This window comes from Stenotrophomonas sp. STEN031 (assembly GCF_056759975.1).
The window spans coordinates 34,617-56,605 of the sequence record NZ_JBRREA010000009.1 but is presented as its reverse complement, the minus strand read 5'-3'; the positions used below and the strand labels follow the sequence as shown (position 1 = coordinate 56,605).

21 protein-coding genes and 1 tRNA gene are annotated in these 21,989 nt (G+C 65.2%); 14 read left to right on the top strand and 8 right to left on the bottom strand.

Annotated features, from left to right (window positions below; all coding sequences use genetic code 11):
* Positions 1-42: 42 nt before the first annotated feature.
* Positions 43-936 (top strand): 4-hydroxy-tetrahydrodipicolinate synthase, encoded by an 894-nt coding sequence (gene dapA / locus ACVOLQ_RS06120; RefSeq protein WP_481527462.1) that lies wholly within the window; start codon positions 43-45, stop codon positions 934-936.
* A 32-nt stretch (positions 937-968) separates the two neighbouring features.
* On the top strand, positions 969-1,484 hold the full coding sequence (locus tag ACVOLQ_RS06115; RefSeq protein ID WP_313171581.1) for a hypothetical protein: 516 nt from the start codon (positions 969-971) through the stop codon (positions 1,482-1,484).
* A gap of 87 nt (positions 1,485-1,571) precedes the next feature.
* On the opposite strand, the gene fdxA is transcribed toward ACVOLQ_RS06115, so the two are convergent.
* Both fdxA and ACVOLQ_RS06105 read right to left on the bottom strand, forming a co-directional pair.
* The gene (gene fdxA / locus ACVOLQ_RS06110; protein ID WP_054656826.1) at positions 1,572-1,895 is read right to left on the bottom strand and encodes a ferredoxin FdxA; all 324 of its coding nucleotides are present in this window, start codon (positions 1,893-1,895) and stop codon (positions 1,572-1,574) included.
* 182 nt (positions 1,896-2,077) lie between these two features.
* Positions 2,078-2,152: transfer RNA gene (locus ACVOLQ_RS06105), tRNA-Glu, on the bottom strand.
* A gap of 41 nt (positions 2,153-2,193) precedes the next feature.
* Here ACVOLQ_RS06105 and pcnB point away from each other — a divergent pair.
* The 6 genes from pcnB to pgi all read left to right on the top strand — a co-directional run bounded on the left by pcnB (position 2,194) and on the right by pgi (position 7,841).
* Positions 2,194-3,576 (top strand): polynucleotide adenylyltransferase PcnB, encoded by a 1,383-nt coding sequence (gene pcnB, locus ACVOLQ_RS06100; RefSeq protein ID WP_481527461.1) that lies wholly within the window; start codon positions 2,194-2,196, stop codon positions 3,574-3,576.
* Between the two features lie 6 nt (positions 3,577-3,582).
* Complete coding sequence (gene folK / locus ACVOLQ_RS06095) at positions 3,583-4,071, top strand: 2-amino-4-hydroxy-6-hydroxymethyldihydropteridine diphosphokinase (protein ID WP_313171584.1); 489 nt, start codon at positions 3,583-3,585, stop codon at positions 4,069-4,071.
* A 31-nt stretch (positions 4,072-4,102) separates the two neighbouring features.
* Positions 4,103-4,918, top strand: a complete 816-nt coding sequence (gene panB / locus ACVOLQ_RS06090; RefSeq protein ID WP_313171586.1) for a 3-methyl-2-oxobutanoate hydroxymethyltransferase — start codon at positions 4,103-4,105, stop codon at positions 4,916-4,918.
* Positions 4,915-5,757 carry a pantoate--beta-alanine ligase gene (panC, locus tag ACVOLQ_RS06085; protein WP_481527460.1) on the top strand — a complete coding sequence of 281 codons (843 nt, stop codon included), beginning with the start codon at positions 4,915-4,917 and terminating at the stop codon, positions 5,755-5,757. The genes panB and panC overlap by 4 nt, the downstream gene beginning before the upstream one ends.
* A gap of 195 nt (positions 5,758-5,952) precedes the next feature.
* On the top strand, positions 5,953-6,333 hold the full coding sequence (gene panD / locus ACVOLQ_RS06080) for an aspartate 1-decarboxylase (RefSeq protein ID WP_282268181.1): 381 nt from the start codon (positions 5,953-5,955) through the stop codon (positions 6,331-6,333).
* A complete protein-coding gene (pgi, locus tag ACVOLQ_RS06075) occupies positions 6,330-7,841 on the top strand; it encodes a glucose-6-phosphate isomerase (RefSeq protein ID WP_481527459.1) in 1,512 nt (503 codons plus the stop codon). Before panD ends, pgi begins: the two co-directional genes overlap by 4 nt.
* 161 nt (positions 7,842-8,002) lie before the next feature.
* Here pgi and ACVOLQ_RS06070 read toward each other — a convergent pair whose 3' ends face one another.
* Both ACVOLQ_RS06070 and ACVOLQ_RS06065 read right to left on the bottom strand, forming a co-directional pair.
* The gene (locus tag ACVOLQ_RS06070) at positions 8,003-8,569 is read right to left on the bottom strand and encodes a response regulator transcription factor (RefSeq protein WP_313171592.1); all 567 of its coding nucleotides are present in this window, start codon (positions 8,567-8,569) and stop codon (positions 8,003-8,005) included.
* On the bottom strand, positions 8,566-9,792 hold the full coding sequence (locus ACVOLQ_RS06065; RefSeq protein ID WP_481527458.1) for an ATP-binding protein: 1,227 nt from the start codon (positions 9,790-9,792) through the stop codon (positions 8,566-8,568). The genes ACVOLQ_RS06070 and ACVOLQ_RS06065 overlap by 4 nt, the downstream gene beginning before the upstream one ends.
* An 82-nt stretch (positions 9,793-9,874) precedes the next feature.
* On the opposite strand from ACVOLQ_RS06065, the gene ispG reads away from it, so the two are divergent.
* The 3 genes from ispG (at position 9,875) to ACVOLQ_RS06050 (ending at position 12,775) form a co-directional block, all read left to right on the top strand.
* Positions 9,875-11,140, top strand: coding sequence for a flavodoxin-dependent (E)-4-hydroxy-3-methylbut-2-enyl-diphosphate synthase (gene ispG, locus ACVOLQ_RS06060; RefSeq protein ID WP_481527495.1), 1,266 nt, complete (start codon positions 9,875-9,877; stop codon positions 11,138-11,140).
* Complete coding sequence (locus tag ACVOLQ_RS06055) at positions 11,121-11,810, top strand: phosphatase PAP2 family protein (RefSeq protein ID WP_313171598.1); 690 nt, start codon at positions 11,121-11,123, stop codon at positions 11,808-11,810. The genes ispG and ACVOLQ_RS06055 overlap by 20 nt, the downstream gene beginning before the upstream one ends.
* A gap of 317 nt (positions 11,811-12,127) precedes the next feature.
* Complete coding sequence (locus ACVOLQ_RS06050) at positions 12,128-12,775, top strand: response regulator (protein WP_481527457.1); 648 nt, start codon at positions 12,128-12,130, stop codon at positions 12,773-12,775.
* A gap of 350 nt (positions 12,776-13,125) precedes the next feature.
* Here ACVOLQ_RS06050 and rne read toward each other — a convergent pair whose 3' ends face one another.
* On the bottom strand, positions 13,126-16,290 hold the full coding sequence (rne, locus tag ACVOLQ_RS06045) for a ribonuclease E (RefSeq protein WP_481527456.1): 3,165 nt from the start codon (positions 16,288-16,290) through the stop codon (positions 13,126-13,128).
* Positions 16,291-16,700: 410 nt separating this feature from the next.
* On the opposite strand from rne, the gene ACVOLQ_RS06040 reads away from it, so the two are divergent.
* The gene (locus tag ACVOLQ_RS06040; RefSeq protein ID WP_481527455.1) at positions 16,701-17,672 is read left to right on the top strand and encodes an RluA family pseudouridine synthase; all 972 of its coding nucleotides are present in this window, start codon (positions 16,701-16,703) and stop codon (positions 17,670-17,672) included.
* Positions 17,673-17,858: 186 nt separating this feature from the next.
* On the opposite strand, the gene zupT is transcribed toward ACVOLQ_RS06040, so the two are convergent.
* Genes zupT through ACVOLQ_RS06025 form a run of 3 tightly spaced genes read right to left on the bottom strand, consistent with a single transcriptional unit; the run spans position 17,859 to position 19,454 of the window.
* A complete protein-coding gene (gene zupT / locus ACVOLQ_RS06035; RefSeq protein ID WP_313171604.1) occupies positions 17,859-18,668 on the bottom strand; it encodes a zinc transporter ZupT in 810 nt (269 codons plus the stop codon).
* 20 nt (positions 18,669-18,688) lie between these two features.
* Positions 18,689-19,105, bottom strand: coding sequence for an energy transducer TonB (locus ACVOLQ_RS06030; protein ID WP_296252265.1), 417 nt, complete (start codon positions 19,103-19,105; stop codon positions 18,689-18,691).
* Between the two features lies 1 nt (position 19,106).
* The gene (locus tag ACVOLQ_RS06025) at positions 19,107-19,454 is read right to left on the bottom strand and encodes a 4a-hydroxytetrahydrobiopterin dehydratase (RefSeq protein WP_313171607.1); all 348 of its coding nucleotides are present in this window, start codon (positions 19,452-19,454) and stop codon (positions 19,107-19,109) included.
* A gap of 88 nt (positions 19,455-19,542) precedes the next feature.
* On the opposite strand from ACVOLQ_RS06025, the gene ACVOLQ_RS06020 reads away from it, so the two are divergent.
* Both ACVOLQ_RS06020 and ACVOLQ_RS06015 read left to right on the top strand, forming a co-directional pair.
* Positions 19,543-20,142, top strand: coding sequence for an NfuA family Fe-S biogenesis protein (locus ACVOLQ_RS06020; protein WP_313171609.1), 600 nt, complete (start codon positions 19,543-19,545; stop codon positions 20,140-20,142).
* A gap of 13 nt (positions 20,143-20,155) precedes the next feature.
* Complete coding sequence (locus ACVOLQ_RS06015) at positions 20,156-21,961, top strand: hypothetical protein (RefSeq protein ID WP_481527454.1); 1,806 nt, start codon at positions 20,156-20,158, stop codon at positions 21,959-21,961.
* The last annotated feature ends 28 nt before the right edge of the window (positions 21,962-21,989 follow it).

The window sequence follows — 21,989 nt, the reverse complement described above, 5'->3', positions numbered from 1 at the left end:
GCCCGGCGGGCTTCTCTACCCCCACGAAGAGCGACTGACCCTTTGTCCATATCTGGTCTCATCACCGCGTTGGCGACGCCTTTCAAGGCTGACGGCGCACTCGATCCTGACGGCTGGCAGCGCCTGTTGGCGCAGCAGCTCAAGGGCGGCGTCCAGGGTGTCGTGGTAGCCGGTTCGACCGGCGAAGCCTCGACCCTGTCTGACGATGAATACGATGGTTTGCTGCGCAGCGCCGTTGCCGCCTTCGGTGGCAAGGTGCCGGTGCTGGCCGGCACCGGCCTGTCCGGCACCGCCAGGACGATTGCCCTGACCAAACGCGCGGCGGCCAATGGCGCCACCCATGCGCTGGTGGTCACGCCGCCGTATGTGCGGCCCACCCAGGAGGGGTTGCGCCAACACTATCTGGCGGTCGCCGAGCAGGGTGGCCTGCCGGTGGTGCTGTACAACGTGCCCGGGCGCACCGGTTGCGACCTGCTGCCGGAGACCGTCGCCGAGCTGGCCGGGCATCCGAACATCATTGGCATCAAGGAGGCGGTGGGTGATACCACCCGCCTGAAAGCCCTGCTGGAGCTGCGCAGCGACAGCTTTGCCATTCTCAGTGGTGACGATGGCTCGGCCGCCCGTTCCATGCTGTCGGGTGCCGACGGCCTGATCTCGGTGGGCTCCAACGTGCTGCCGGGCGCTTACCGCACCATGTGTGACCTGGCCCGTGCCGGCCAGCACGAGGCGGCGGAGGCCTGGGACGCCCGTTTGCAGCCCTATCACGATTTCTGCGGTGTCGAGTCCAACCCCATTCCGGTCAAGGCGCTGCTGCAGCGCATTGGCATCGGCCATGGGCTGCGCCTGCCGCTGCTTCCGCTTTCCGCGCCGTACCACGCACATGCCGATCATCTGGCTGCTGACGTGGGTGCGTTGGAAGAACTATCCAGCCGCTGATCCGGCGGCCTTTGAACTCTGGAGATTCACCCATGCGTCAAACCTCTACCGTTCGCGTGTTCTCGCTGGTGCTGCTGGGCGTGGTTACCGCCGTGGCGACCTCAGGCTGTTTCTTCAAGCGCGGTGCGCGTGGTGACTATGCGCTGGCCCCGGAGGCGCGCCCGCTGGAAGTGCCGCCGGATCTGAACCTGCCCAACACCGCTGGCTCGGCGCCGATCCCGGCCCTGGCGTCGGCGGCCAAGCCGGCACCGGCTTCTGCAGCGACCGTGGCGTCGTCGCAGAGTGGCTTCACTGTCAGTGGTGGCCGCGATGAGGTGTTCGGCAAGGTCGGTGATGCGCTTGCTGGCGTTGAAGGCCTGACCATCGCCAGTCGTGCGCAGCTGCTGGGCTCCTACGATGTGGCCTACGAAGGCAGCAACTTCCTGGTCCGCGTAGTGGCGGTGGATGCCGGTGCCTATGTGTCGGCGGTGGATCCGCGTGGGATGCCGGCGACCGATGCCGCAGCGACCAAGCTGATCGCCGCGCTGAAGGCCAAGCTGGCGGGTTGATAGCGGCGGTCTGGGAGCAAAAAAAGGGCGCCTGCGTGAGCAGGCGCCCTTTTCATTGGCTGGCGGTTGGGCTGGCTATACGGCGGCTCAGCGTTCCAGCAGCTTCAGCTTGTCTGGCTTGCCGTCCCACTCGGCCGCATCGGCCGGCGGATCCTTGCGTACGGTCAGTACCGGCCAGGCCTTGGCCAGTTCGGCGTTGAGCGCGACAAACCCTTCCTGGCCGGCCGGCACATCGTCCTCGGGGAAGATGGCGTTGACCGGGCATTCGGGCTCGCACAGGGTGCAATCGATGCATTCGTCAGGGTCGATCACCAGGAAGTTGGGGCCTTCGTGGAAGCAATCCACGGGGCAGACTTCGACGCAATCGGTGTGTTTGCACTTGATGCAGTTTTCGGTAACGACAAAAGGCATGGCGGGGTCCGGCTTTGAACCCTGCAATTCTAGATCAGGATGCAGGGGGTGGGCGGGGGCATTCTCATTGGCCTTGGCGGCGGGCCCAATGAGACGTGCCGGAGCCAGCGCCTTGGGGCGCCGGCTGGTGCACAAAGCAAAAAACCCCGCTGGGCGGGGCTTTTTGGTTTCGCAGACGGAGTTGGCGCTCCCTAGGGGACTCGAACCCCTGTTTTAGCCTTGAGAGGGCCACGTCCTAACCACTAGACGAAGGGAGCGTTTGGTCGCGTCTGGCGAGCGCGCTAGTATATGCATCTGGTTGCCGCTCGGCAATCCCGTAAACCCAACTGGAAGCGCCAACATCAATTCCATAGTTACAACGCCGTTCACCGTCCGCGTGATCCCGCGCGACCAGCACACCATCTCGCGCCGGGATATCAGTCCCAATGCGCTGCGGGTGCTCTACCGTCTGCGCGAATCCGGCTTCGGCGCCTACCTTGTAGGTGGAGCCGTCCGTGACCTGCTGGTAGGTGGGCGCCCCAAGGATTTCGACGTGGCCACCGATGCCACCCCGGAGCAGGTCAAGCAGCTGTTCCGCAACTGCCGCCTCATCGGCCGCCGCTTCCGCTTAGCCCATGTGGTGTTTGGCCGCGAGATCATCGAAGTGGCGACGTTCCGCGCCAACAGTGATGATGGCAGCGGTGATCGCGAGGTCGAGAACGGCATGCTGGTCCGTGACAACGTCTACGGCACCATCGAGGACGATGCGGTCCGCCGCGACTTCACCTGCAACGCCCTGTATTACGCCATCGAGGATTTCTCGGTGCGTGACTACACCGGTGGCTTTGAAGACGTATTGGAACGCCGGATGAAACTGATCGGCGATCCCGAACAGCGCTACCGCGAAGATCCGGTGCGCATGCTGCGCGCGGTGCGGTTGGCAGCCAAGCTCAACTTCGAGATCGACGCGGCTACCGCCGAGCCGATCCCGCGCCTGGCATCCCTGCTGGGCGAGGCTGCGCCGGCCCGCCTGTTCGAGGAGGTGCTCAAGCTGTTCCTGTCCGGGCATGGCGTGGCCAGCTTCGAGGGACTGGAGCGTTACGGCCTGCTGGCGGTGCTGTTCCCGGAAAGTGCGGCAGCGCTGAAGAGCAACCGCAGCGGCGCGCTGCGCCGCATCCTGATCGAAGGTCTGCGCAATACCGACGAGCGTGTCGCCAACGAGGAGCCGGTATCGCCGGCCTTCCTGTTCGCATTGCTGCTGTGGCCAGCCTTCTGCCGCGCGCTGATTGGCCTGCAGAAGCAGGGGCTGGCGCCGGAAGAGGCGCAGCGCCGTGCGGCCGACCGGGTGACCCTGCATCAGTTGAGCACGATCGCGTTGCCGCGCCGCTTCTCGCTGCCCATGCAGGAAATCTGGTTGCTGCAGTCGCGCTTCAGTAGCCGCCAGCGCAAGCGCGTGCTACGTACCCTGAGCCACCCGCGCTTCCGTGCTGCGTTCGATTTCCTGGCCCTGCGCCAGGCCGCTTCCAGCGAACACCAGGAAGACATCGCGTTCTGGCGCGCGGCACAGGCCGAGGCCGGGCACGAAGTAGGCGTTGGTCTGGATTCGGTGCATGCCGATGGCGAGGCGGAGGAGGGGGCGGCCCCGCGTCGCCGACGCCGTCGTCGCCGTCCTGGTGGTGGTAGCGCGGCGGCGGGCGAGTAGGCAACGATGGTTGTAGCGTGTATCGGGCTGGGCGCGAACCTTGGGGACGCGCCGGCCACCCTGCGTTCGGCAATCCAGGTGTTGGCGCAGCTGCCGGGCGTGCAGCTGCTGGCCAGCTCGCGCCTGTATCGCACGCCGGCCTGGGGCAACGAGGCGCAGCCGGATTTCGTCAATGCCGCCGTGGCGCTGCAGACCGATCTGCCGGCGCCGCAGCTGTTGGAGCAGCTGCTGGCGATCGAGCAGCAGTTCGGGCGGGTGCGCGAGCCGGGCCAGCACTGGGGGCCAAGGTTGCTGGACCTGGACCTGCTCTTGTATGCCGAAGAGGTGATTGACCTGCCGCAGCTGCAGGTGCCACATCCCTTCCTGCACCAGCGCGGCTTCGCCCTGTTGCCGCTGGCGGATGTGGCGCCAGAGGCCCTTATCCCGGGCCATGGAACAGTGCGGGACGTATTGGTAGGCATCAATACCTGCGGTATCGACCCGATAGGGGGATAATGGTCGGCTCATAAGCCACCGTTATGACCACATGAGCACACACGCAGATAGCAAGCCCTGGACCGTCCCCGCTTTGGCCGAGGCCAAGCGCAATGGCCAGAAGCTGGTCATGTTGACCGCTTACGACGCCGGCTTTGCCCGTGCCTTCGACGCCAATGGCGTGGACCTGATCCTGGTCGGCGATTCGCTGGGCATGGTGGTGCAGGGGCACGACTCGACGCTGCCGGTCAGCGTTGACGACATGGTCTATCACACCCGTGCGGTCGCTGGCGTTCTTGAGCGCGCGCTGCTGATCTCCGACCTGCCGTTCGGCGCCGACGCCACTGCAGAGCGCGCGCTGGATGCCTCGCTCAAGCTGCTGCAGGCCGGCGCGGAGATGGTCAAGATCGAAGGTGCCGGCTTCAAGCTGGACATCATCCGCCACCTGGTCGAGCGCGAAATCCCGGTCTGTTCGCACCTGGGCCTGACTCCTCAGTCGGTGTTGCGCCTGGGCGGTTACCGCGTGCAGGGCCGTGGTGACGCGGCCAGGCAGCTGCTGGACGATGCCAAGGCCGTGGCCGAGGCGGGCGCCAGCCTGCTGGTGCTGGAATGCGTGCCGACCCCGATTGCCGGCCGCGTCACCGCCGAAATCACGATTCCCACCATCGGTATTGGCGCCGGCCCGGATTGCGACGGACAGGTGCTGGTGCTGCATGATTTCCTCGGTCTGGACAGCGGCCACCGGCGTCCCAAGTTCGTCAAGGATTTCCTTGCCGAAGGTGGCTCGGTGGCTGGTGCCGTCCGTGCCTATGCCGACGCCGTGCGCGCCGGCATCTTCCCCGACGCAGAACACGCCTACGCATCATGATCGAAACCGTTACCGAACTTTCCCGGCTGCGCGCCATTGTCAGCGGTTGGAAGCGCGAGGGCCTGCGCGTGGCGCTGGTGCCGACCATGGGCAACCTGCATGCCGGTCATTACTCGCTGGTGAAGCTTGCCCGCCAGCATGCTGACCGGGTGGTCTCCAGTGTCTTCGTGAACCCGACCCAGTTCGGGCCGAACGAGGATTTCACCCGCTACCCGCGTACGCCTGAAGCAGATACCAGCGGGCTGGAACAGGCTGGCTGTGACGTGCTTTGGCTGCCTACGGTCGAATCCATGTACCCGTTTGGCGTGGACCTGGCCGCCAAGGTGCATGTGCCGGGTGTGAGCTCGCTGCTGGAGGGGGCGCATCGTCCCGGCCACTTCGATGGCGTGTGCACGGTGGTCAGCCGTCTGTTCAATCAGGTGCAGCCGGACGTGGCCGCATTCGGGCGCAAGGATTACCAGCAGTTGGCGGTCATCCAGCAGATGGTGGTGGATCTGGCATTCCCGATCCAGATCGTCGGTGGCGAGATCGTACGCGAGGCCGATGGCCTGGCGATGAGCTCGCGCAACCAGTACCTGACTGCCGATGTACGGCCGCAGGCAACGGTGATCCGCAAGGTGCTGTTGGCCGCCCGTGATGCCTACCTGGGCGGCACCGAGCGTGCGGTGGTGGAGCAGCACGCCGCGGAACAGCTTCAGGCGGCTGGCTACCTGGTGGACTACGCGGTGGTGCGCATGCCCGACCTGAGTGAACCAGGCGCCAGCCACGAAGGTGCCCGGGTGGCACTGGTGGCGGCCAAGCTGGGCACGACCCGCCTGATCGACAACATCGAGTTCTGAAGCCGCGGGTTCTGAACAGGGCAGCCGGCGGACTTCAGCTGTCCGTCGACAGGCTCCCGGATGACAGCCAATGGCGCCCTCGTGGCGCCATTGCTGTATCGGCGCAGGCGCCGCTGGAAAGGTCATGTTGCGGTGCGGGCAAGGGCGCGTGCCGGTGCTAGACTGCGCTCTTTCTCACGCAGTTTCGGCATTGTCATGCAACTCTCCCTGCTCAAGACCAAGATTCACCGCGCCACCGTCACCCATTCGGAGCTGAACTACGAAGGCTCCATCGCGATCGACGACAACCTGCTGCAGGCGACCGGCATCCGCGAATTCGAACAGGTGCACATCTGGGACGTGACCAACGGCGCCCGTTTCACCACCTATGCACTGCGGGCAGAAGCCGGCAGTGGCGTGATCTCGCTCAACGGCGGCGCCGCGCGCCACGTGCAGGTGGGCGACATCATCATCATCGCTGCCTTCGCCGGCATGAGCGAAGAAGAAGCCAGCACGTTCAAGCCCAAGCTTGTCTACGTTGACGGCGACAACCGCATTTCCCACACCAACGACAGCATCCCCACACAGGCCGCATGATCACCAACAACGGATTCGACGTATTGCACGCCCACGCCCAGCGTCTGCAGGGCACCGGCATTCCCTCGCTGATGGCCGCAGAGCCTGACCGGGTGCAGCGCCTGGCGCTGAAAGTCGGTCCGTTGTATGTGAACTTCGCGCGGCAGAAATACGACCGCGCGGCCTTGGATGCCCTGCTGGAACTGGCCGCCGCGCGTGATGTCGCCGGCGGTTTCCAGCGCCTGTTCGCTGGCCAGAAAATCAACCACACCGAAGATCGCGCGGTGCTGCACAGCGCATTGCGCGGCGATGCCAGTGATGCGCCGTTTGCGGTGGCTGCGCGCGCTGAAGCAGTTGCTGTGCAGGCGCAGATGGGTGGCTTGATCAAGGCGCTGGAAGCCAGCAACGTCACCGATATCGTCAGTGTTGGCATTGGTGGTTCGGATCTGGGCCCGCGTCTGGTGGCTGACGCCTTGCGTCCAGTGGCGGGTGCGCGCTTCCGTGTGCATTTCGTTTCCAACGTCGACGGCGCGGCAATGCAGCGCACCCTGGCGACGCTGGACCCGGCGACCACCGCCGGCATTCTGATCTCCAAGACCTTCGGCACCCAGGAAACCCTGCTCAACGGCCGCATCCTCTGCGACTGGCTGGGCGGCAGCGAGCGCCTGTACGCCGTCAGTGCCAACCCCGAACGCGCCGCCAAGGCCTTCGACATCGCCGCCGAGCGCGTGCTGCCGATGTGGGACTGGGTTGGCGGTCGTTATTCGCTGTGGTCGGCAGTCGGCTTCCCGATCGCCTTGGCAATCGGCTTCGAGCGCTTCGACCAGCTGCTGGAAGGCGCTGCGCAGATGGACGCGCATGCGGCCAGTGCACCGTTGGCCAGCAACCTGCCGGTGCTGCATGCGCTGACCGATATCTGGAACCGCAATGTGCTGGGCTACGCCACGCATGCAGTGATGACCTACGACCAGCGCATGGCGCTGTTGCCGGCCTATCTGCAGCAACTGGTGATGGAAAGCCTGGGCAAGCGGGTCAAGCGCGACGGCAGCCCGGTCGATGGCGATACGGTGTCGGTGTGGTGGGGTGGTGCCGGTACCGACGTGCAGCACAGCTTCTTCCAGGCGCTGCACCAGGGCACCAGCATCGTGCCGGCCGATTTCATCGGCTGCGTGCACAATGACGATCCCTATGAAATCAACCACCAGGCCTTGTTGGCCAACCTGCTGGCGCAGACCGAAGCCTTGGCCAACGGCCAGGACAGCGAAGACCCGCATCGCCAGTATCCGGGCGGTCGCCCGAGCACGATGATCCTGCTGGACGCGTTGACTCCGCAGTCGCTGGGTGCGCTGATCGCGATGTATGAGCACGCGGTGTACGTGCAGTCGCTGATCTGGGACATCAACGCCTTTGATCAGTTCGGTGTCGAACTGGGCAAGCAGCTGGCCAGCCAGTTGTTGCCGGCCGTGCAGGGCGAGGCGGTGGAAATTGCTGATCCGATGACCCGGGAGCTGTTGGCGCGCCTGCGCTGATAGCAGATTGTTGCCTGCAAAAAAAAGCCGCGCAGAGATGCGCGGCTTTTTTTTGCCCCCTCCCTTTGCCGAAGGCAAGGGGAGGGTTGGGGAGGGGTAAGCCCTTTGCGCTACGGGTGAAGGCCCCTGCCGAGCATGGCTCGGCACTACAGGAAGCAGGGTCAACGGTTCGGGTCGCGTTCCGGGCTGGGCCGCTTGGTCAGCTTGCGCTGCAGCGAGCGGCGGTGCATGCCCAGCAGCCGCGCGGCTGCGGACACATTGCCGCCGGTTTCATGCAGCGCCTGCTGGATGTGCTCCCACTGCAGGCGACTGATGGGCGTCATCGCGTCCGGCGGTTCAACATCCTCCGGCTCCTCGCCGCCCTCGTCCTCCTCGCCAAGCGCGCGCAGGATCATCTGCACCGTTGCCGGCTTCGGCAGGTAGTCATCCGCGCCGAGCTTGATCGCTTCCACCGCGGTCGCGATGGAGGCATAGCCGGTGACCAGCAGGATGCGCATGTCCTGGCGCAGTTCGCGCAGCGGCTGGATCAGGTTCAAGCCGGATTCGCTGCCCAGCTTGAGGTCGATCAGCGCAAACGCCGGTGGTGTCTGCGTGGCCAACTGCAGGGCGCTGGAAATGTCGGTAGCGGTGATCGCTTCTATGCCACGGCGGGCCAGGGTGCGCTGCAGGGTGCGCAGATAGAGCGGGTCGTCATCGACCAGCAGGCCGTGGGTGGCAGGAGCATTCATGGGCTTACCTCGATAGTGTTCAACGGCAGGCGAAAGCCGACGCGTGCTCCCTGGCCTTCGGCCGGGCGCATCCACAACTCGCCGTGCAGGCGTTCAATGGTGGCATGCGACAGCGCCAGGCCGACACCCATGCCGCTGCTTTTGCCGCTGTTGAACAAGGTGCCGGGCAAGGCCGCGTCATTGGCGTTGAAGCCCGGGCCGTAATCGCGGACCTCGCCATACAACTGGCCTTCGTGGATGCGGAGGTCCAGGTCGATCTGCGCACGTCCGGCATGTTCGCCGGCATCGGCGGCATTGTTGAGCAGGACCTGCAGCAGGTGGCCGATTCCGGGGTCAAGCTTGAGCTGCAATGGCGCGTCGGGGTTGCGCCGTAGTTGGATGGTCGGGCGTACCAGCCGCCATTGTTCGAGCACGCTGGCGATGGACACCGGCGCGCGACTGTCGGCGCCTTGGGCCGGCGCGGCCAGGGCAAGTACCTTTTCCCGGCACTGCACCAGCAGTTCGCGCAGGGTTTCCAGGTCATCACGGATTTCCGGGGTGGCGGCGCCCTGCTCGACGATGTCATCGGTGAGCAGGGTCATCGTTGCCAGCGGTGTATTGAGCTCATGGGCAACGGAGGCGGCATGCGTGGCCAGGGCGACGATGCCTTCATTGCGGACGAAGCGTTCGCGCAGCATGGCCAGTTGGTTCTCGCGTTCACGCAGAGCGGCGGCCAGGCGTGTGGAGAAGACCAGCACCACCACACTGGAAAGCAGGAAATTGGCGGCGGCACCCCACAGGTGCAGGCTCATCGTGTCGAAGTAGCCGCCTTTCAGCGGAAGTCCGAACACTGCACTCAGCGCATAGCCGCCAACGCAGGCGGCGGCCACGGCGTGGGTCCAGCGTAGTGGCAGTGCCAGCGCGGCCAGCGCGATCAGGATCAGGAACAGCGAGCCGAAGGGATTGGCGATGCCGCCGCTCCAGCCCACCATCCAGGTCAGCACGGTGACGTCCACCAGGATGTGGCCGAAAGCCGTGACGGGGGCGGGATCGCTGTCGTGGACGCGCAGCTGCACGTACAGGTTGAACAAGGCCAGTACGGCGACGCCGGCCCATAGCGGCTGCTGTGGCAGCTCCAGCCCCAGCAGCCAGGTGGCCACCAGGATGGTGGCGGCCTGGCCGGCGGTGGCCAGCCAGCGCAGGCTGCACAGCGTGCGCAGAAAAGAGGTGTCTCGGGTTTCCATGGCGTAATCGTATGCTGTCGCGGTGGCTACCATGCAAACCAAGGTTCATGCCGTACAGGCGGCAGGCGCGCTAAAATGGGCCATGCATGACGCCGTGACCCGCCCAACCCCGCCCACCGACGCAACCGCGTGGCCCCGTCGCATCACCCAGTCCGTCGCTATCGGCGGCGTCAAGGTGGGCGGTGGGAATCCCGTGGTCGTGCAGTCGATGACCAATACCGATACCGCCGACGTGGCTGCCAGCGTCAAGCAGGTGGCCGAGCTTTGGCGCGCCGGCTCGGAGATGGTGCGACTGACCGTCAATACACCCGAGTCGGCCGCGGCGATCCCGCGCATCGTCGAGAAGCTGGCGATGATGGGTATCGACGTGCCGCTGATCGGCGACTTCCATTACAACGGCCACCAGCTGCTGAGCGGTGAACCGGCCTGTGCCGAGGCGTTGGCCAAGTACCGCATCAACCCGGGCAATGTCGGCTTCGGCAAGAAGAAGGACACCCAGTTCGCGCAGCTGATCGAATTCGCCATCAAGTACAACAAGCCGGTGCGCATTGGCGCCAACTGGGGTTCGCTGGACCAGGCCCTGGCCGCCAGGCTGATGGACGAGAACAGCCAGCGTGCCCAGCCCTGGGATGCGGGACGTGTATTGCGTGAAGCCCTGATCCGTTCGGCGCTGGATTCGGCCGAGACCGCGGTTGAGCTGGGCCTGCCGCGCGATCGCATCGTGTTGTCGGCCAAGGTCAGCGGCGTGCAGGAACTGATTGCGGTGTATCGCGATCTGGCGCAGCGCTCGGACTTCGCCCTGCATCTGGGCCTGACCGAAGCCGGCATCGGCAGCAAGGGTATTGTCGCCTCCTCGGCGGCGTTGGCCGTGTTGCTGCAGGAAGGTATCGGCGACACCATTCGCATCTCTCTGACGCCGGAGCCCGGCCAGTCGCGCACGCAGGAAGTCATCGTCGCCCAGGAGCTGCTGCAGACCACCGGGCAGCGTGCTTTCACGCCGATGGTCACGGCCTGCCCGGGCTGCGGGCGGACCACCTCCGAGTTCTTCCAGGAGCTGGCCAAGGTGGTGCAGAACCACGTACGCGAAAAAATGCCGGTGTGGCGCGTCAGCCACCCCGGCGCAGAGAACATGACGCTTGCGGTGATGGGCTGTATCGTCAACGGCCCGGGCGAATCGCGACACGCCAATATTGGCATCTCCCTGCCGGGCACCGGTGAAACCCCGGCTGCGCCGGTTTTTGTCGACGGTGAGAAAAAAGTCACCCTGCGTGGCGAGAACATCGCCCACGATTTCGTCGCGCTGATCGATGACTATGTCGAGACCCGGTATGCACGAAGCTCCGGTTGATTCCCGGAGCGAAGCAGCCGGTCTGCGCCGCTGGCTCGCCCACAATGCGTGGCGGCTGGTGGTGCTGTTCATCGGTGTGCTGCTGCCGCTGGCGGGCTTCGTGACGCTGGCCGACGAGATCCACGAGGCCGAGGCGTTCCATTTCGACGCAGCCTTGCTGCTGCGGATGCATGCGATGGCGAGCCCCGCCTTGAACGGCTTCTTCGTGCTGATGTCCAAGCTCGGCTATCAGTGGGGCGTCATCCCCGTGGACATCCTGATCGTCGCAGCGCTGCTGCTGCGTCGGCGCTGGCGCAAGGCTGCATTCGCGGCGACGGCATTCATCGGCTCGGCGCTGTTGAACCTGGGCAGCAAGCAGATTTTCCAGCGTGAGCGCCCCAGCCTGTGGGAGTCGATTGCACCGGAAAGCACGTTCAGCTTTCCCAGCGGGCATGCGATGGGCTCGATGACGCTGGCATTGACTCTGGTGTTCCTGACCTGGCGCACGCGTTGGCGCTGGCCCGTGGTGGCGTTGGTCAGTGGTTTTGTCGTTTCGGTCGGGCTGTCACGGGTGTACCTGGGCGTGCACTATCCCTCGGATATCCTCGGCGGCTGGTGTGCTGCAATGATCTGGGTAACAGGTGTGTATACGGTGATGTTTCGCCGGCGCTGGTCCTTGCCCACGCCGTGAGGCGTACTGCAATCGGGATTGTCGAAAGCGTAAGGGAAGTCCTAAGTCATTGGACGAATTGACCTGATGGATACAGTATTGGCCCCAGCGGCATAGTGAACTCGCCCGCCGCAGGCGCATAAACCGCATCATCCTGATGCTCAAAGCCACAGACACATTTCCTGCGAGCGGGTGTCCGATAGAGCCCAGATGGGCCACTTCTGCTTGATAATACGCATGGCCTTGCCATGAGGGGACGGGGGAGGGCCGTCGCCTCGCATGCTCGGATTTTGCCGCGCCCAAGGCTTCAACTATCACCTCGCCGCGAGGAATCCTTCATGACCATCAGTGTTTTTCTTATCGATGACCACGCCTTAGTGCGTACGGGCATTCGGATGATTCTTTCGGGGCAAACCGGGATTGAAGTCATCGGCGAAGCAGACAGCGGCGATATCGCGCTGCCGCAGATCCGCCGTCTGAAGCCGGACGTCGTGCTTTGCGATCTGCATCTGCCGGGACTGAGTGGGCTGGAAATCACCGAGCGCATCGTCAAAGGGGATCACGGTACCCGTGTGATCATCGTCTCGGTACTTGAGGATGGGCCGATGCCCAAGCGCCTGCTCGAGGCCGGTGCATCCGGCTACGTGGGCAAGGGCGGCGATTCTAAGGAGTTGATCCGCGCCATCCATGACGTCGCCATCGGCAAGCGCTATCTGGCCACCAGCATCGCGCAGAACCTGGCGTTGTCCAATCTTGAAGGGGGCGCGTCGCCTTTCGATCTGCTCTCTCCGCGTGAATTGGAGGTGGCGCTGCTGCTGATCCAGGGGCATCGCCAGGAAGAGATCGCACGCCGCTTGAGCCTTAGTGCCACGACCGTGAACACCCATAAGGCACGTCTGTTCCAGAAGCTGGGGGTGCAGGACAATATCGCGCTGGCCCGGCTCGCCGCGCAGTACGGCGTGGGTGATCCGACCAGGGCGATCTGAGTCCAGGGGGTTCTGGCAGGCATCGCTCTGCGGAACAGCGCCCTTCAACTGCAGCCCGAGCAAAAGGAGCACAGCGATCACGCTGTGCTCCTTTTGTTTGAGTGCGCGACAGTCGCATGCGACTCGATCTTGCAGGCATTGATTTGGCGACCGTCTGTTTGTGGGAGCGGTGTGAACCGCGAAGCTGGCACCACTGAAACGGCAGACGCCTGTGCCATCTGATGATCTGCTTGCTTCGCGGCTTACGCTGCTCCTACAACGGGGGGAACCTTCGTCGCTGTGATTGCGTGGCCCAGAAAAGCAGAAAGCGGCCCTAAGGCCGCTTTCTGCTTTCAAGCTGCTTGGTCGGATCAGACGCTGCGTGGCTGATCGTCTTCCTGCTTCTCGGCCTCGGCATTCGCTTCGGCTGCGACGCTTTCCGTGTCTACGGCAGGAGCGACAACGGCAGGCGTCGGTGCGACCACGGCGGTTGGCGCTGCAGTCTCGACGACCGGCTTTTCAGCAGTTTCTTCAACAGTCGGGGCCTGGGCGAACAGCTGCCCGTTCTCCGGTGCTGCAGGCTGTGCAACTACCGCCGCGACCGGTTCAGCAGCTGCCGGTGCGCTGGCAACTTCCGGAGCAGCCACGGGCGCTTCCACTGTGGCGACCACCGGTGCTGCGACGACTGCCTCAGCGATGGTTTCCCCCACGGGGCTGATCGCCTGCTCGGCCTTGACGACTACCGGCTCGGCGGCAGCTGCCACTTCGACGTGTGCGACTGGGGCCGGTGCGCTTGCTGCGACAACGGCTTGAGCAACCGGTGCCGCCGCAGCTGCTTCGATGGCAGCGGCAGGTGTTGCGGCAACCACAGCTGCGGCAGCCTGCGCGGGCGCCGCAGCAACCGGTTTGGCTGCTGCTACCGGAGCGGAAACGGGTGCGGCCGGGGTCGCTGGCTCGTCATCGAACTCGAACTCGGGCTGGCTGCTGGCGGACTTGGTCGCTGCGTCACCGATTTCGCCATCGGCGTCATCAAAAGCGTCCAGCGCGTCCTCGTCACCGCCCTGGTTCTCGGTGCCGGCAGTGCCTTCACCGTTGCCGCGACGACGACGACGACCACCGCGGCGACCGCGACGACGACGACCACCGGCTTCACCGGCAGCTTCTTCACCGGCTGCGGGCACGCCATTCTCATCGACGACAGCCATTGCGGGCTGCTCGTCGGAGACGACCGCCGGCTTGGCGATCTCGGCGGCCACGCTGTTGTCCTTCAGCACCGGATCGGCACTGGCGACGGCTTCGGTGGCAACGATGGTGGCTGCGGCAACGACCGGCGTTGCGACGACCGGGGCAGGTGCTCGAGCGGCTTCCGGCTGGACCTGCCGCTGGCGTGCGGGCTTGTCGCCCTGCACGTTCTGCTGCTGGGCCTGCTTGTCGGCATCCTGCTGCGGCTTGGGCTGCTCCGGCTGCTTGGGCTGCTTGCTCTGCTGCTGCTCGTTGTTGCGCTGCTGCTTGGCCTGCTGCTGGGTCTGATCGCCACGCTGCTGCTCATTGCGCTGCTGCTTGGGCTGCTGCTGGGCGTTGTTCTGCGCCTGCTGCTGGCCCTGCTGCTGCGGCTTGTCAGCGTTCTGGCGGCGATCTTCGCGGCGCTGCTCGTCACGGCGATTGCCGTTGGCGTTGCCGCCCGCATTTGCATTGCCATTGCCGCCGCGACCCTGCTGGCCGTTACGGCCGTCACGACGCTGGTTGCCACGTTCGTTGCGGTTGTTGCGACCGTTGTCCTGGCGCTGCTGCGGCTGGGCCGGCTGTGCTGCCGGTGCCGGCTCGCCGCCGAACACGCGCTTGAGCCAGCCCATCACGCCGCCAGCGGCCGGGGCTGCAGGTGCAGCGACCGGTGCCGGTGCTGGGGGGGCTTCGACCACTTCGCGCACGGGGGCCGGCTGGCTGTGCTTGACGTGGGTCACTGCCGGTGCCGGCGGGATGTTCAGCTGGGCCTTGGTCAGGGCATGCACCGGCAGCTTGCGCGGGGTGCCGCGCTGGTAGCTGGGCTTGTTCGACTCTTCACCCAACTCGTTGTCGCGCAGGCGCGTGACTTCGTAGTGTGGGGTGTGCAACTGCTCGTCGGCGACGATGACGATGGGCGCATCGTGGCGCTGCTCGATTTCCCGCAGGGCGCCGCGCTTCTCGTTGAGCAGGTAGTTGGCGATCTCGACCGGGGCCTGGACCAGCACCTGTCCGGTGTTTTCCTTCATCGCATGCTCTTCGGCAACGCGGATGATGGACAGCGACAGCGATTCGATGCTGCGCATGCGGCCCTGGCCGTCACAACGCGGGCAGACGATCTGGCTGGACTCGCCCAGGCTCGGACGCAGGCGCTGGCGGCTCATTTCCATCAGGCCGAAGCGCGAGATGCGGCCCAGCTGGACGCGGGCACGGTCGTACTTCAGCGCATTCTGCAGGCGGTTTTCGACTTCGCGCTGGTGCTTGCTGGAGGACATGTCGATGAAGTCGATGACCACCAGGCCGCCCAGGTCGCGCAGGCGCAGCTGGCGGGCGACTTCTTCGGCGGCTTCCAGGTTGGTCTGGAAGGCGGTGTCTTCGATGTCGCTGCCCTTGGTGGAGCGGGCCGAGTTGACGTCGACCGCGGTCAGCGCTTCGGTCTGGTCAACCACGATCGAGCCGCCGGACGGCAGGCGCACGTTGCGCTCGTAGATCGCCTCGATCTGCGATTCGATCTGGAAGCGGTTGAACAGCGGGATGTCGTCCTTGTAGTGCTTGAGCTTGCGCAGGGTCTGCGGCATCACCTGCTGCATGAAGTCGCGTGCGGTCTCGTACAGCTCTTCGGTGTCGACCAGGATCTCGCCGACGTCAGAGCGCAGGTAGTCGCGCAGGGCGCGCACGATCAGGCGCGATTCCTGGTAGATCAGGAACGGGGCCGGCTTGGTCAGTGCGGCTTCGGCGATCGAGCGCCAGACCTGCAACAGGTAGTCCAGATCCCACTGCAGCTCTTCGGCATCGCGGCCGACGCCAGCGGTGCGGATGATCACGCCCATGTCGTCGGGGATATTCAGCTTGTCCAGCGCTTCCTTCAGCGCGGCGCGGTCTTCGCCCTCGATGCGACGGGAAACGCCGCCGGCAGAGGGGGAGTTGGGCATCAGCACCATGTAGCGGCCGGCCAGCGAGATGAAGGTGGTCAGGGCGGCGCCCTTGTTGCCACGTTCTTCCTTGTCGACCTGGACGACGATTTCCTGGCCTTCGCGCAGGAGTTCCTTGATGCTGGCCTTGTTGTGGTCCACGCCCGCCTGGAAATAGTCGCGGGAGATTTCCTTCAACGGCAGGAAGCCATGGCGGTCACCGCCGTACTCGACAAAGGCAGCCTCGAGCGACGGCTCCAGGCGGGTGATGCGGCCCTTGTAGATGTTGGACTTCTTCTGTTCCTTGGACGGTTGCTCGATGTCGATGTCGTACAGGTTCTGCCCGTCGACGATGGCCACGCGCAGTTCTTCAGCCTGCGTGGCATTGATCAGCATTCGCTTCATTGTGCGTTCCTCGCGCGCTGCTACCGCGCGGAACGCCATGGGGTTTCGCCTCTGGACACGGTTCGCCGCCCATTCGCGCAGGCGCGGGCAGGGCGGCTTGGGTTTCCAGCGCTACGACACCACGGCAGGCCGCGGGAGCGCTTCTTTCTTGTTTTAGGTGTTTCAGGGCCGGCGTCCGCCCGCGGCCGGAGCCGATGGCGTCGCGCGGGACATGGGTTTCGTCCAGCACGGATGCTTTTTGGCATCCGGCGATGGCCGGGAACGCCGACGAGCCGCTAACATGGCCGCCCCGGGGGCGGTGGCCGCGCACTGTGCCGGATCCGTAGGGAGCGGGGCTTCTGGCCCTGACCAACTTCCAACGAAATCAAACCCTTATATCGCCCCCCGAGTGTAGCAGAATAAATAGGCCGATGACTGATTCCGACAAGCCCCAAGCAGCGCCCGCCGCCAAGAGCAGCGTGCGCATGATCAAAGTGCCCGAAGACAGGGCAGGACAGCGATTGGACAACTTTTTGTTGGGTCAGTTGAAGGGCGCGCCACGCAGCCTGGTCTACAAGTTGGTCCGTAGTGGCCAGGTCCGGGTGAATGGGGGTCGGGCCAAGGCTGACCGCAAGCTGGAGGGCGGGGAAGAGGTGCGCATCCCGCCAGTCAATCTCAATGAGCTTGGAGACAAGGCGCCGCCGCCGAGCAGCTTCCTGCAGCGCATGGAAGAGGCCATCGTCTTCGAGGATGCCAAGCTGTTGGTGATCAACAAGCCGACCGGCGTCGCCAGCCATGGTGGCAGCGGTATCAGCCACGGTGCGATCGAGACCATGCGTGCGCTGCGACCGAACATGAACCTGGAGCTGGTGCACCGGCTGGACCGGGACACTTCCGGCTTGCTGATCCTGGCCAAGAAGCGGTCGGCCCTGGTCGAGCTGCAGGCCTTGCTGCGTGAAGACCATGGCGGCATCCAGAAGCGCTACCTGACCCTGCTGGCCGGGCGCATGCCCGACGGCGTGATGAGTGTGGACGCCCCGCTGCACGTCGGTCTGCGCCAGGGCGGTGAGCGCCATGTTCAGGTGAATGCGATCGGCAAGCCGTCGCTGAGCCATTTCAAGGTGTTGGAGCGTCGCGGCGGGCAGTCCTATTGCGAAGTCCGGATTGAGACCGGGCGTACCCACCAGATCCGCGTGCATGCCCAGCACATCGGCCATCCGGTCGCTGGTGACGATAAATACGGCGATCCTGCAGTGAACAAGCGCTTTCGTGAGCAGATCGGGCTGAAGCGCTTGTTCTTGCACGCCGCCTCGCTGGAGTTTGCGCTGGACGGTGGCAAGACACCTTATGTATTGAATGCGCCGCTACCACCGGATCTGGTGGATGCGCTGAACAAGCTTTGAAGGTGTGAAGCCGGGATGGGGGCTATGCGGTGCAGGGATGTGGGAGCGGTGTAAGCCGCGAAGCTGGCCTTGCTTGGGTCCCCTGCATCCCGGTCATCTGGCGATGTGTGGGCTTCGCGGCTTACGCCGCTCCCACAAAGGATCCGATTTCAGGCTTGGCCGGGTTGCCGATCAGCCCCGGCTTCGCTACCACTTGAACAGCACCAGGCTCACCGCAATCGTCGCCATGCCGATCACCAGTCCGTAAACGGTCTCGTGGCCTTGGGCGTAGCGCTTGGCGGCGGGTAGCAGCTCGTCCAATGCCAGAAACACCATGATGCCGGCGATCAGCCCGAACACCGCGCCGAACGTGGCCGGAGACAGGGCATCCGCCAGCAGGAAATAACCGATGGCCGCACCGACCGGCTCGGCCAGTCCTGATAGCAGGCTGGCACCGAAGGCATAGGACTTGCGGCCGGTGGCCAGATACACCGGGACAGCGATGGCGATGCCTTCCGGGATGTTGTGGATGGCAATGGCAAAGGCCAGGGGCAGGCCAACCGAGGGACTTTCCAGGGTGGCGAAGAAGGTCGCCAGGCCTTCGGGGAAGTTGTGCGCGGTGATGGCGATGGCGCTGAGCAGCCCCACCCGGCGAATCTGGGTATGGCTGTGGTCGTGGAAGGCTGGGTCCTGCTTGTCCAGGCTGTCGTGTGGGTTCGGCACCAGATGGTCGATCAACACCACCAGCAGCACGCCGCCCAGGAACCACAAGGTTCCGTAGGTATAGCCGAGGCGGTCGCCATAGGCCTGGGTGAATGCGCCGATCGATTTGTTCAGTATCTCCGACAGCGAGACGTAGACCATCGCGCCGCCGGCGAACGCCAGCCCGAACGCCAGCAGGCGTGGGTTGGGGCGCCTGGAGAACAGCACCAGCAGGCTGCCGACGGCCGTGGCCAGGCCGGCAGCGAGAGTCAGGCTGAACGCAAGCCAGAGGTTGTCACTGGAGAATGCGTGCATGCGCGCCAGCCGTTGCCGGCTCAGCCACCCCGGCGTGCGCGTTCTTCAATAGCGAAGCATTCGTTCGGCTTGGGGTCCGGCGGGTTGAAGCTGACCGGTACCTGGATGGTGGTGGGCACCGGCTGACCGTTGCGGGTGGCCGGGTTGAACTTCCATTCGCGCACGCGGCGCGCGGCGGAGTCATCCAGCTGGCTGTTGCCGCTGCTGGTGACCAGCGAGACTTCGGTAGGCGTGCCCTGCGGGCCAACCACCACGCGCAGCACGCTCTTGCCGCCAACTCCGGTGCAGGCCAGTTCGGCCGGGTAGTCCGGTGGCGGGGTCTGCACGGCGGCCACTTCGGTCGGGGCGACGGTCGGCGCGGCTGGTTGGTCGGAGGAGTTGCAGGCGCTCAGTGCAGCCACGGTGCCCAATGCAGCGAACAGCAGACGCAGTTTCATGTCATTGCTCCGTTAGTGCGGATGCCTTGGCGGCACAGATGAAGTCGTTCTCGCTCAGGCCACCCACATCATGGGTGGAAAAGCGCACAACGGCGCGGTCGTAGTGCACGCCCAGATCGGGGTGGTGGTCTTCGCGGTGGGCAATCCAGGCCAGCGCGTTCACGAACGCCATGGTGCCGTGGTAGTTGTCAAAGCGGAATGTACGGGTCAGGGCCTGGCCGTTCTCGGCCAGCTCCCAGCCCGGGACCTGCGGCAGCAGCTCGGCGACGCGGGCCTGACCGAGGCGGTATTCGCTACCCCGGCGCGGGCTGCAGTGCGCTTGTGCCAGCGGGATGAGATCAGGGGCCATGCAAACCTCCATAACAGGTGACTGAACTGTGCCGCCGTTGGAATCAGTGTCCCATCGGTGGCAACCAAGACACGGCTAGAATACCCGCATGATCCAGATCTCAGATACCGCCCAAACGCATTTCCGCAAGTTGATCGAACGCGAGGCCGTGCCCGGAATGGGCGTGCGCCTGAGCGCGATGGACCCGGGAACCCCGAGCGCCGACGCGCGCCTTGAATTCGCCGAGCCGGCTGACCTGCTGGGTGATGAGTGGGCGGTGGACTGCGATGGCTTCACCTTGTATGTCGCTGCCACCAGTGTGGCGTGGTTGGATGGCGCCGAGATCGACTTCGTCACCCAGGCCACCGGCACCCAGCAGCTGACCATCAAGGCGCCGAAGATCAAGGGCGAGGCTCCCGGTGATGCAGCCTCCATCGTCGAGCGTGTGCGCTGGGTGATTGAAAATGAAATCAACCCGCAGCTTGCCTCGCACGGCGGCCGCGTCGCGGTGCAGGAAGTGTCGGCGGATGGCGTTGTGCTGCTGCGCTTCGGTGGTGGCTGCCACGGTTGCGGAATGGCCGATGTGACCTTGAAGCAGGGGATCGAGAAGACCTTGATGGGCCGGGTGCCGGGGATCACCGCCGTGCGCGACGCTACCGACCACGAAACCGGTCAGGCCCCGTATATTCCGCGCGACGGCGCGGGCTGAGCCGCGCCCCTGCATGCCGGTGGCATCGGTTACCGAGTTGATCGATCTGCTGGCCTCGCGCCGGCAGACCAGCATTCTGCATGATCGTCGCACTGGCATGCCGTACAGCTGGAGCAACTGGCTGCGCACGCGTGTCTCCAAGGGGCTTTCCGCCTTTGTCGATGCAGACGCCGCCGGGGTGATGGCGGCCCGACCGCCACGACCACGCGGGGGTGTACCTGCGCCGTTGCCGCTGTGGCAACACATCGTGTTGCTGTTCTGGAATGGAGGCGAACCGCCGCCGCGCGATCAGCGTGGCCTGCGTTGGTTTGCCGGTTTCTTCAGCGCCGGGCTGCATGTGCTGTTCGCGTTGCTGTTGCTGTGGGTGGCGTTGGTGCGCAGCAACGTGCCGGAACAGAACGCCGAACAGGGCGAGCGCGTGCAGGTGGCGTATGTCGGGCGCGGTACGCCGGCCGAAGAGGGCGGCGGTGCCCCGAAGGATGCCGAGGCGGCGGGCGCACAGGCGGAAGTTGCAGCGCAGTCTGGCGCTGTTGCGGCCGAGTCACCGGCACCCGCGGCGCAGGAATCGTCGGCATCCTCGGCTACGCGCGCAGCGCAAAGCGATGTCCCGCCTGCCGTCGAGCCTGCATTCGCGCCCGAGGCGATGCAGGTAGATGCATCCAAGCCCGTGCCGGAGCCGCCTGCCGTCAGCGAGCAGCCGCTGCAGGTGACCGAAACAAGCCAGCCGACCAGCGATTTTGTGGTGCCGCCGGTCACGGTTGTGGCCCCGGCACTGCGCATCAGTCAGGCGCAGGTGCGCGAACGCACGATTGAAACTGCGGTTGATCGTCCGCAGCCAATGCAGGCGCTGCGTCAGCCTGCGGAAGTAACGGTGCAGTTGCGTACTCCCCAGATGCAGGTGCGTGAACGCCAGATCGAGGTTGCCACCCAGCAGCCGATAGCGGTGACGCAGCCGCGCGCGCGCGAAACCCAGGTGCAGATTCGCACGCCCGAGTTTGGCGTACGCGAACGTCGGATCGAGACCGCAACGCAGGAATCGGTGGCGATGGCGACCCTGCCAGCGCGCGCAGCCCAGGTGCAACTAAAGACGCCGACAATGGCGGTGCGTGAGCGTGCGGTGCGTGGTGTGCCCGACAAGCCTGCGGCGCAGGCGGCGGCGAGTCCAATTGCCACGACGCAGGCATCAACCGGTACGCCGGCAGCCAGTGCATCGACCAGCCCGTCGCGGGCTGGCGGGCAGGCGGGGGCAGCCAATCCGAGCCCGCGCGGCGGGACCAGCACAGGTGCAGGCCCTAAGCCGGAGGATCGCAGCGGCGGTTGGGCGGCACCCAACCGTGGCGATGATTGGGGCGCAGCGCAGCGCCAGGTTGCCGGTAGCGCTGGCGGCCAGGCGGACAAGGGAACCGGGCTGTTCAATGCCGATGGCAGCGTAAGGCTGGGTGCCAACGAGGGGCAGGCGCAGGACGCGGACAAGCGCGGCGCACCGGGCGGTGATGCCGATACCTGGAGCCGCGAGCGCATCGCCGAGTCCGGCACCTGGCTAAAGCGCCCGCCGTATGACTACACGCCGACCTCCTTCGACAAGTACTGGGCGCCGAATGAGTCGCTGCTGGCCGAGTGGGTGCGGCGGGGCATCAAGAGTGTGGAGATTCCGATTCCCGGCTCAAACAGCAAGATCTCCTGCGTGGTGTCGATGCTGCAGTTCGGCGGCGGCTGCGGCCTGACCAATCCGAACATGCAGGAGCAGCCGGCAGAAGCGCGGCCACCACCGGATATCCCGTTCAAGAAAGAGCTGCAGGAAGACAACGGTAGCCGTTGAGGGCGCGCCATATGACTCGGTTTTTTGT

Excerpts from the sequence above, each read along its gene's own strand:
- ACVOLQ_RS06115 (WP_313171581.1), top strand. The coding sequence starts at position 969 with ATGCGTCAAACCTCTACCGTTCGCGTGTTCTCGCTGGTGCTGCTGGGC.
- fdxA (WP_054656826.1), bottom strand. The coding sequence starts at position 1,895 with ATGCCTTTTGTCGTTACCGAAAACTGCATCAAGTGCAAACACACCGAT.
- folK (WP_313171584.1), top strand. The coding sequence starts at position 3,583 with ATGGTTGTAGCGTGTATCGGGCTGGGCGCGAACCTTGGGGACGCGCCG.
- panB (WP_313171586.1), top strand. The coding sequence starts at position 4,103 with ATGAGCACACACGCAGATAGCAAGCCCTGGACCGTCCCCGCTTTGGCC.
- panC (WP_481527460.1), top strand. The coding sequence starts at position 4,915 with ATGATCGAAACCGTTACCGAACTTTCCCGGCTGCGCGCCATTGTCAGC.
- panD (WP_282268181.1), top strand. The coding sequence starts at position 5,953 with ATGCAACTCTCCCTGCTCAAGACCAAGATTCACCGCGCCACCGTCACC.
- pgi (WP_481527459.1), top strand. The coding sequence starts at position 6,330 with ATGATCACCAACAACGGATTCGACGTATTGCACGCCCACGCCCAGCGT.
- ACVOLQ_RS06070 (WP_313171592.1), bottom strand. The coding sequence starts at position 8,569 with ATGAATGCTCCTGCCACCCACGGCCTGCTGGTCGATGACGACCCGCTC.
- ACVOLQ_RS06065 (WP_481527458.1), bottom strand. The coding sequence starts at position 9,792 with ATGGAAACCCGAGACACCTCTTTTCTGCGCACGCTGTGCAGCCTGCGC.
- ispG (WP_481527495.1), top strand. The coding sequence starts at position 9,875 with ATGCATGACGCCGTGACCCGCCCAACCCCGCCCACCGACGCAACCGCG.
- ACVOLQ_RS06055 (WP_313171598.1), top strand. The coding sequence starts at position 11,121 with ATGCACGAAGCTCCGGTTGATTCCCGGAGCGAAGCAGCCGGTCTGCGC.
- ACVOLQ_RS06050 (WP_481527457.1), top strand. The coding sequence starts at position 12,128 with ATGACCATCAGTGTTTTTCTTATCGATGACCACGCCTTAGTGCGTACG.
- rne (WP_481527456.1), bottom strand. The coding sequence starts at position 16,290 with ATGAAGCGAATGCTGATCAATGCCACGCAGGCTGAAGAACTGCGCGTG.
- ACVOLQ_RS06040 (WP_481527455.1), top strand. The coding sequence starts at position 16,701 with ATGACTGATTCCGACAAGCCCCAAGCAGCGCCCGCCGCCAAGAGCAGC.
- zupT (WP_313171604.1), bottom strand. The coding sequence starts at position 18,668 with ATGCACGCATTCTCCAGTGACAACCTCTGGCTTGCGTTCAGCCTGACT.
- ACVOLQ_RS06030 (WP_296252265.1), bottom strand. The coding sequence starts at position 19,105 with ATGAAACTGCGTCTGCTGTTCGCTGCATTGGGCACCGTGGCTGCACTG.
- ACVOLQ_RS06025 (WP_313171607.1), bottom strand. The coding sequence starts at position 19,454 with ATGGCCCCTGATCTCATCCCGCTGGCACAAGCGCACTGCAGCCCGCGC.
- ACVOLQ_RS06020 (WP_313171609.1), top strand. The coding sequence starts at position 19,543 with ATGATCCAGATCTCAGATACCGCCCAAACGCATTTCCGCAAGTTGATC.
- ACVOLQ_RS06015 (WP_481527454.1), top strand. The coding sequence starts at position 20,156 with ATGCCGGTGGCATCGGTTACCGAGTTGATCGATCTGCTGGCCTCGCGC.